Origin of the sequence: Streptomyces sp. NPDC006265 (genome assembly GCF_040613555.1) — a bacterium.
GTDB lineage: Bacteria > Actinomycetota > Actinomycetes > Streptomycetales > Streptomycetaceae > Streptomyces.
Genome location: NZ_JBEXSH010000374.1, coordinates 1 through 8,280, shown reverse-complemented (window position 1 = coordinate 8,280; position 8,280 = coordinate 1). Strand labels below are relative to the sequence as shown.

The following is an 8,280-nucleotide window of genomic DNA, read 5'->3' as shown; positions in this document are numbered from 1 at the left end:
CGTAGCCTCCTCCGCGGTGATCCACGTGCCGGTGATGTTGGAGACGAACGGGATGGCCGGCGGGCTCAGCCGGACCCGGCGCACGGCCTCGGCGTACGGCTCGACGACCGAATCCATCATCGGGGAGTGGAACGCGAACCGGGTGTTGAGCCGCCGCGAGACCACCCCGGCGGTCTCCAGCGCGGCGGTCACCCTGTCGATCGCCTCGGGCGGTCCTGCCAGCACGCAGGTGCGCGGATCGTTGACGGCGGCCACGGACACCTCGTCGGTGAGGTGGCGCGCGACCTCCTCCTCGGTGAGCGGTACGGCCACCATGGCGCCCTCGCCGCAGGCGGAGATCAGCCGGGCTCGCTCCACGACCAGCCGCAGGGCGTCCGGCAGGGAGAACACCCCGGCCAGGCACGCGGCGACGTACTCACCGAGGCTGTGGCCGATCATCGCCTCGGGGACGATGCCCCAGGCGCGCCACAGCCGGGCCAGCGCGTACTCGACGGCGAACACGGCCGGGTAGCCGAGCGTGGGCTGGTCGAGGGGGTGGTCACTGACGCGGGGCGCCATCAGCATACGCCGCAGGTCCGGCTTTCCGTCGCCCTCGGAGCGGCGCGCGGCCGCCCGGTCGAAGACGACCTCGCGGATGTCCCGGCCGAGGAGCGGGTCGAGGATCAGGGCGCACTCGTCGAGTGCCTCCTGGAAGGCGGGCTCGGTCGCGTAGAGACGCTCCGTCATCATCGGGTACTGCTCGCCGAAGCCGCTGAACATGAAGGCGACCGGGCGGTGTCCGTCCCCGTTGCGGGCGGCGCTGAGGACCCGCCCGTCGTCGCGGGCGTCGAGGGCGTCGAGGGCCTCCGCCGGGCCGGACGCGACGAGCACCCGGCAGTGGTGGAACGGCCTGCGTCCCGTCTGGAGGGTGAACGCCAGGTCGCCCAGGGGGGTTTCGGGGTGTTCGCGCAGATGGTCCGCGAGCCGGTCGGACATCGCCTCCAGGGCGGTGTCGCTGCGGGCGGACAGGACGATCAGCTGCTCTTCGGCCGCGAGATCGGGCGCGGGACGGTCCGGGGCCTGTTCCAGGACGACGTGCGCGTTGGTGCCGCCCAGTCCGAAGGAGCTCACTCCGGCGCGGCGCGGGCCGTCGGTGACGGGCCAGGGCACGAGCTCGGTGTTGACGAAGAACGGGCTGTCGGCCAGGGCGATGCGCGGGTTGGGCCGTTTGAAGTGGAGGGTGGGCGGGATCTGGCCGTGCTCGACGGCACTGACGGCCTTGATCAGTCCCGCGATGCCGGAGGCCGCGTCGAGGTGGCCGATGTTGGTCTTCACGGCGCCGAGGGCGCAGAAGTTGCGCTGGTCGGTGCCGGCGCCGAACGCCGCGGTGAGCGCGGCGAACTCGATGGGGTCGCCCAGGGACGTGGCGGTGCCGTGCGTCTCGACGTACCCGACGGTCTCGGGTTCCACGTCGGCGTTGGCCAGGGCGGTGGTGATGACCGACGCCTGGGAGTCGGCGCTGGGCGCGGTGAACCCGATGCGCCGGTCACCGTCGTTGTTGAGGGCGGCGCCCTTGATGACGGCGTGGATGTGGTCCCCGTCGGCCAAGGCGTCCCCGAGCCGCTTGAGGACGACCATGCCGACGCCGTTGCCCCCGACCGTGCCCCGGGCGTCGGCGTCGAAGGAGCGGCAGTAGCCGTCCGGCGAGAAGATGCCGTCCTCGGCGTAGAGGTAGCCCTTGTGCTTGGAGTCGTCGGCGGCGACACCCCCGGCGAGGGCCATGTCGCACTGGAAGGAGAGCAGGGCCTGACAGGCCAGGACGACCGAGACCAGGGAGGTGGAACAGGCCGACTGGACGTTGACGCTGGGGCCTTCGAGACCGAGCTTGTACGACACGCGGGAGGCGAGGAAGTCGCCGCTGTTGCCGATCATGACCTGGCTGCCGCCCAGCATGTCGGCCGCCTGACGGTTCGCCGCCACGTTGAACATCAGATACGTGTTGGTGCCGGCGCCGGCGTAGACGCCGACCAGCCCGTCGTAGCGGGCCGGGTCGTGGCCGGCCTTCTCCAGCGCGCCCCAGGCGCATTCGAGCAGCAGCCGGTGCTGGGGGTCCATCAGTTCGGCCTCGCGCGGCGAGTAGCCGAAGAACTCCGCGTCGAAGCTGTCGATGTCGGCCAGCTCGTTGGCCGCCGGCACGTACAGCGGCTCGCGAGCCGTCCGCGGGTCGACCCCGCGGCTGAGCAGCTCGTCCTCGGACAGGAAGGTGACCGCGCACTTTCCGTCTCGTATGTTGCGCCAGAAGGCGTCGACGTCCGGGGCCTGCGGAAACCGGCCCTCCATGCCGATCACCGCGATGTCCAGGCTCTCCGCGTACTCGTCGAACTGCTGGTCTGTCATCGGTCTCCCGTCCCCGCAGCGAGCATGTGTGTCTTCCCCGTCCTCGGACCCCGGGTCAGGCGGGCGCGTCCGTCCGGCTGCGCCCGGTCAGATTGACGAGTACGGTCTCGTCCTCACCGATCCGCCCGGCGGCGGCCTCGTTGCGTACCGCAGCGATCGTCGCCGCCGCGGCGTAGCAGACGTCGAGGCCCGCGAGTTCCCGCAGCATCGTCCTGGCCTCGACCAGCTCCTGGCGCGAGGCCGAGACGACGGCTCCCCCGGTCTGTGACGCGATGTCGTACAGATACGGGTAGTACGGGGCGCCGTCCCCCAGCAGGATGGCCGTGGCCAGCCCCTCGGGCCGGTCGATCCGGTCGGCGGCGGTCAGTTCTCGGCGCCCCTCCCGCCAGGCCTTGGCGGCGGGCGCGCACGACTCCTCCTGGACCATGAGGAACCGCGGCATCCGGTCGAGCGCGCCGGTCAGCAGGTACTCGCGCATGGCCTTGTGGGCGGCGAGCAGCCCCATGCCGCTGCTGACGCCCTGGACGACCACGTCGGGCGTGCGGTCCATCTGGTCGAGGGCTTCCAGGTAGGCCAGCTTGAGCCCTTCGCGCCGCGCCCAGTTGAAGAACCCGGCGTCCAGGTGGAGGGACTGCTCGGCGGCGAAGCGGCGGGCCTGCTCGGAGGCGTCGACGTAGGTGCCCGGAACCACGGTGAGCGAGGTCCTGGAGTGGTCGGGTACGTCGTGGTTGGTGACGAAGTCCTCGCCGCAGAAGAAGTGGGCGCGCATCGCGGGGTCCCTACGGACCGCGCGGGCGAGGGCGGTGGAGCTGTTGCCCGTGCTCGACCCGACGAACTCCTTGACGCCGAACTGCCGGAACACGGCCAGGACGACCGAGGCCAGCCGGTCCTTGGTGGTGCCGGTCGGCTGCCGCGACTCGTCCTTCGTCCACAAGCCGGGCACGCCGATGGCGGCGCCGAGTTCCGGTGCCGGCCGACAGGACGTACGGCATGTGATGCCGTCGTCCAGGAAGTCCGGCGAGCTCAGCGGAAGGAAGTCGAAGTACGCCCGCTCCGGGGCCTCGTGGTCGCGGCGTGCGGCGCCGCGCAGGGTGTAGCGCGGCTCCAGGGCCCCGGAGCAGTTCGGGCACCGGTACACCAGCGCCGGTTCGAGTTCGACGTCGCAGCGCAGGCAGGCGAGTCGATACGTGCCTCCCGCGCCGCCCTGGCTCTTCTCGTCCTCCGGCACTGCGGCGTCCCCCTCGTTCTCGTGGAACCGGATGCAATAGGTGTTGTGCGGCAAGGGTGCGCGGGGGTCAGCACGCGCGGCCCTCGTCGGCCGAGGCGCCCCGGCCGTGCCAGGAGCGCCACAGCGCCGCGTACGGTCCGTCGGCCGCGACCAGCTCGTCGTGCGAGCCGAGTTCGGCGATCCGGCCGTCTTCCACCACGGCGACGCGGTCGGCGTCGTGTGCGGTCTGCAGGCGGTGGGCGATGGCGATGACGGTGCGGTCGGCCCGTACGGCGGCCATCGCCCGCTCCGCGTGCCGTGCGGTGGTCGGATCCAGCAGCGAGGTGGCCTCGTCGAGGATCAGGGTGTGCGGGTCGGCCAGTTCCACCCGGGCCAGCGAGAGCTGCTGGGCCTGCGCGGGGTCCAGCTCGGTGCCGCCGGAGCCGACCTGTGTGTCGAGACCGTCGGGCAGGTCCTTGACCCAGTCGGCGCCGACCACGGCGAGCGCGTCCAGCAGCCGCTGGTCGTCGGCGTCAGGGGCTGCCATGGTCAGGTTGTCGCGGAGGCTTCCGATGAAGACGTGGTGTTCCTGGGTGACCAGGACGACTCGGTTGCCGAGTTCGTCGGCGGCGGCGAGTTCCGCGACCGGGACACCGCCGACCTCGACGCTTCCCGTGCGCGGCGCGTCCGCGCCGGACAGGAGCTTGCCCAGAGTGGTCTTGCCCGCGCCGGACGGGCCGACCAGAGCGAGGCGCTCCCCGGGGCGGACGGTGAGGTCCACGTCCTTGAGCACATCGTGGCCGTCCACGTACGCGTAGCGCACTCCGCGCATCTCGATGCGGTCGTCGGCGGGCGTGGGCAGGCCGCTGCGGGGCTCGCCCGCGACCATGCCGATGCCCTTGATACGGGCCATGGCCGCGCCGCTGCGCTGAAGTTGCTCCACCCACATCAGCACGCGGTCGAGCGGTTCGACCAGCTGCCACATGTAGAGGCTGCCGGCGACGACCACGCCCAGGCTGATGGAGCCGTCGAGGTAGGCGTGCCCGCCGACGAACAGGGTCACGGCGACGGGCAGGGAGTGGGCGAACTCCGTGACAGGGAACAGCACGGTCCGCAGGAACAGGGTGCGGCGGGCGGCGCCGTAGGCGCGGCCGATGGCCGCGTCGGCGTCCCGGACGCGGCGGCGGCGCAGGCCGAACACCTCCACGGTGCGGGCGCCCTCGGCGGTGGCGGCGACGATCTCGGCCACCTCCGAGGCGGCTTCGCCCTCGACGAGGTAGGCGGCCCTGGCCCGGGCGAGGTACCAGCGGGTGACCAGGAGGACGAAGGGCATGCCGACCAGGGCCCACAGGCCGAGCAGGGGATGCAGCAGGAAGGTGGCGGCAAAGATGAAGAGCAGCTGCATCCCGGCGACGAACACCTCCGGGATGGCGCTGCGCAACGTGGTGGCGACGGTGCCGACGTCCATCGAGGAGCGGGTCGTCAGATCACCGGTGCCGGCCTGTTCGACCACCCGGGCGGGCAGGGCGAGCGCCCGGTCCACGACCTCCTCCCGGAGCCGTGCGAGGGCGCGCTCGCCGAACCGGTGGGAGTGGTTGAGGGCGAACCGGGTGAGCACCAGCTGGGCGACGGCGCAGACGAGTACGCCGAGGGCGAGCCGGTCGACGGAGGACATGGTGGCGTCGCCGGCCTCGACGCGGGTGACGATCCGGCCGACCCGGTGGCCGAAGCGATGGCGCAGGCCCGCGCGCTCCAGATCCTCGCCGCCTCCACCGGCGCGGTGGAACTCTCCGGGGAGCGCGCCCAGATGGTGTGGATCCCGGGCCCGGGCAACCAGTTCATGGCCGTGCCGCGCGAGATGCTGCCCGCCGGCTACCGCCACTACGAGACGATGCCCGCCCCGCCGCAGCGGGACCTGACCCCGGTCCCGCTCTTCGACCCGCGCGCCCAGATGGTTGTCGCAAGCGGCATCGGCGCCGGGACCGCCGGAGCCGGGATCGGCTGGGGCCTGGGGCAGGCGTTCGCGGGCATAGCGGCCGCGGGCGGCACCACCGCCGTGGTCGTCGGGCTCGCCATGTGGCTGCTCATCAAGGTCATGGGCGGGGGCGGCGGCCGCACGCACGTCCACAACGAGACGCACGTGACCAACCACAACACCAGCCGCTGGTTCGGCCGGTCCACGTCGTCGACGACGACGAACAACCACTGACCGGGCCGCCTGCTTCGTACTCGAACCCCGCAGGCCGGGTGTCGAGTACGGGCCAGGCGGCCCGGAGCGGTCAGCTCTCCAGGTCGATCAGGATGCGCCCGTTGTCATCGACCCACGCGTCATAGATGACGCCGTCGACGATCGCGCCGTCCACGACGACTTCCACGTCGTCCTCGACGTCGATCCACAGCACGCCGTCGTCGTCCGTGTACGCCGGCCAGATCACCCCGTCGGCGATCACCGAGTCGAACACGACGCCGTCCGGCTCATCGCGCGTGAACCAGCCCATCGCCGCCCCCTTTCGCCTTTGTGGCACACAGCCTGACGCACCACCAGGCCCTTCCAACAGATCCCCGCGCATACCTCCGGACAACCCGCCCCGGCCCCCGAACCTGCCGCTCTGTGCGCGCAGGCGGGTGCCGAAGCAGGCCGCCCGGCCCGCACCGCGCGCTCACCGACGACTCCCAAGGAGATCCCGACCGTGGCTGACAACAACGACCGCGACCGCAGGCCCCGAACGCCAACGCCGACCAGCCGGACTTCCTCCAGGCCGGTCAGAACGAGGAACAGCCCTTCGCCTTCCCGCCGTCCCCGGCCGGGGACTACCAGAGCGCGAAGCAGCCGCGCCTCGCCGCGCTGCGCGAGTGGTGGGACGACGCGTGGGACGACGGCGGCGTGCTGCACGAGCGCTGGGAGGACCTGCGCCAGGCCCCGCAACTCGGCTGGCACGGCATGGCGAACTGGGTGAAGGCGGCGCTCGCTCTCGCCGGGATCTGCGCGGTCATCATCCTGCTGAACGGTGCGACCGACGTCCTGGCCGACGCGCTGCACCGGCTGCTGACCGCCGTGCCGCGCGTGCAGGTCGGCGCCGACACCTCCAGCGGCGTCCTCGCCGTGATCGACCAGCCGATCCGCTCCTACATCGCGGCCCACTCCACCTCGCTCGCGATCAGCGGATCCACCGTCTACACCGTCTGGCAGCTCGCCGGGCTGTTCGGCCTGATCGGCGGGTTCTCCGGAAACACCGGCGCCCGCTTCACCTGGACGGCCTGGGGCGCGGCCAGCATCGCCATGGTGTGGAGTGCCGCCCCCGCCGACGGCCGCACCATCGCCACCGGGCTCGCCGCCCTCGCCTGGACCGCTTCCTCCGTGCTCGCGCTGCACGGGCTGAGCCTGCGCCCGGCGTTCTTCACCCACATCCACAACGCCGCTCCCCAGATCGATCTCCACCTCCCGCAGCAGTCCGCCCGGCCGGCGTCGCCCGACGACGCCCCGGACAACGTGCACCCGCTCCAAAAGCGCTGACCCGTCGCCCTGCCTGGTCCTCGAGCGCCGCCGCGCGCCCGAGGGCCTCACTGGCCGACCGGCCCACGCACCACCCCCAACACCGCCGATCCGCAAGGAGATTCGTCATGCCGCAGAACACCCCGCCGAAGCCGATGCAGGGCTGGTTCATACCCGCGGGGCACGCCGTCCCGTCCAAGCCGAAGATGCCGCGCCTGCTGCGCCTGCTGCTGGCCGCCGGGGTCGTCCTGGCCGTCGTCCTGGCGTCCCACGCCAACGCGGACGGCCAGAGCGTCCCGTCCCACAGCCCGTCGGCGACGTCGCCCACCACGGCGGCCGACGACACCCCGTAGCCGCAGGCCCCGGCCGCACCGCACCACCGCGCCCCGGCCGGCAGCCACCGCGCCGGCGGGGCGCGGCCGTCCCTGCCACCGACCTGCTGGAGGAACAGCCCGTGCTCATCCCCAGACCGCGCCGCCGGATCGGCCGTCCCCGCCCGCAGCGCCCCGGCCCCCGCTACCCGCAGCGGCCCGCCCGGCTCCCTGGCACCTGGAGCAGGTGATGCCCCGCCCCCGGAAACGGCGCCGCCGCGAGGTCAAGAAGGTGCCGCGCAGCACCGCGACCCTTCAGGAGTACGACCGGAGCAGCTGTCCCGACGGCCTGGTCACCCGACGGCAGTTACGGGAGAAGGGCCTGAGCCCGGGCGGGCACGCGCCGGTCGCGGTCCTGCGCTGCAAATACTGCGCGTACCGGCCCGACCAGTCGTGCAACCACCCCACCCGGGCCTGGCTCTACAGCGTGGAACTCGCCCGGCCGAAGCGCGTCCCGACGCTCGCGCAGGAAGAGGCACTGGACCGGGCGATGGCCGCGAGGTCCACCTGCCCGACGTGCCGCCGCAGGTACTACTTCTGCCTCCCGCTGCGCACCCAGGGCCAGTGCGATCCCTGCGCCAGGGGCTACGAGCCCAGCCCCGACACCTACTTCGCTTCCACGGCCCCGGTCACCCACCGCCTGGCCGCCTGATCAACGACCCCTTCGAAGGAGAGTCACTATGGCTCTGTTCACCCGCCCCGCCCCCGCGCCCGAGACCTGGACGCCGCAGGGCACGCTCGTCTCCCAGCGCTACCGGGCGCTGGAGGGCGCGACCGTCCTCGTCTACACCGCCGACACCGACCGGGGCACCGCGCGCTACGCCGCGGCCTGC

General features: G+C 72.5%; 7 protein-coding genes and 1 pseudogene. 4 read left to right on the top strand and 4 right to left on the bottom strand.

The window, feature by feature from the left end; genetic code table 11:
* The 3 genes and pseudogenes from ABZ281_RS26945 to ABZ281_RS26935 all read right to left on the bottom strand — a co-directional run.
* A partial coding sequence (locus tag ABZ281_RS26945) for a type I polyketide synthase (RefSeq protein WP_356659483.1) occupies positions 1-2,376 on the bottom strand: 2,376 nt, incomplete at its 3' end.
* Positions 2,377-2,431: 55 nt separating this feature from the next.
* Complete coding sequence (locus ABZ281_RS26940) at positions 2,432-3,658, bottom strand: pyridoxal-phosphate dependent enzyme (RefSeq protein WP_356659481.1); 1,227 nt, start codon at positions 3,656-3,658, stop codon at positions 2,432-2,434.
* Between the two features lie 13 nt (positions 3,659-3,671).
* Positions 3,672-5,300: pseudogene (locus tag ABZ281_RS26935) on the bottom strand (ABC transporter ATP-binding protein); the annotation flags it as partial.
* Between the two features lie 3 nt (positions 5,301-5,303).
* Here ABZ281_RS26935 and ABZ281_RS26930 point away from each other — a divergent pair.
* Positions 5,304-5,792, top strand: coding sequence for a hypothetical protein (locus tag ABZ281_RS26930; RefSeq protein WP_356659485.1), 489 nt, complete (start codon positions 5,304-5,306; stop codon positions 5,790-5,792).
* Between the two features lie 70 nt (positions 5,793-5,862).
* Here the strand turns inward: ABZ281_RS26930 and ABZ281_RS26925 are convergent, their stop codons facing one another.
* On the bottom strand, positions 5,863-6,081 hold the full coding sequence (locus ABZ281_RS26925; protein ID WP_356659479.1) for a hypothetical protein: 219 nt from the start codon (positions 6,079-6,081) through the stop codon (positions 5,863-5,865).
* 386 nt (positions 6,082-6,467) lie between these two features.
* On the opposite strand from ABZ281_RS26925, the gene ABZ281_RS26920 reads away from it, so the two are divergent.
* The 3 genes from ABZ281_RS26920 (at position 6,468) to ABZ281_RS26910 (ending at position 8,099) form a co-directional block, all read left to right on the top strand.
* A complete protein-coding gene (locus ABZ281_RS26920; protein WP_356659477.1) occupies positions 6,468-7,097 on the top strand; it encodes a hypothetical protein in 630 nt (209 codons plus the stop codon).
* Between the two features lie 107 nt (positions 7,098-7,204).
* Positions 7,205-7,429 carry a hypothetical protein gene (locus ABZ281_RS26915; protein ID WP_356659475.1) on the top strand — a complete coding sequence of 75 codons (225 nt, stop codon included), beginning with the start codon at positions 7,205-7,207 and terminating at the stop codon, positions 7,427-7,429.
* Positions 7,430-7,637: 208 nt separating this feature from the next.
* Positions 7,638-8,099 (top strand): RRQRL motif-containing zinc-binding protein, encoded by a 462-nt coding sequence (locus ABZ281_RS26910; protein WP_356659473.1) that lies wholly within the window; start codon positions 7,638-7,640, stop codon positions 8,097-8,099.
* Positions 8,100-8,280: the final 181 nt, after the last annotated feature.

Bases quoted from the DNA above. Each gene is read 5' to 3' on its own strand.
- ABZ281_RS26925 (WP_356659479.1), bottom strand. From the start codon at position 6,081: ATGGGCTGGTTCACGCGCGATGAGCCGGACGGCGTCGTGTTCGACTCG.
- ABZ281_RS26915 (WP_356659475.1), top strand. From the start codon at position 7,205: ATGCCGCAGAACACCCCGCCGAAGCCGATGCAGGGCTGGTTCATACCC.
- ABZ281_RS26910 (WP_356659473.1), top strand. From the start codon at position 7,638: ATGCCCCGCCCCCGGAAACGGCGCCGCCGCGAGGTCAAGAAGGTGCCG.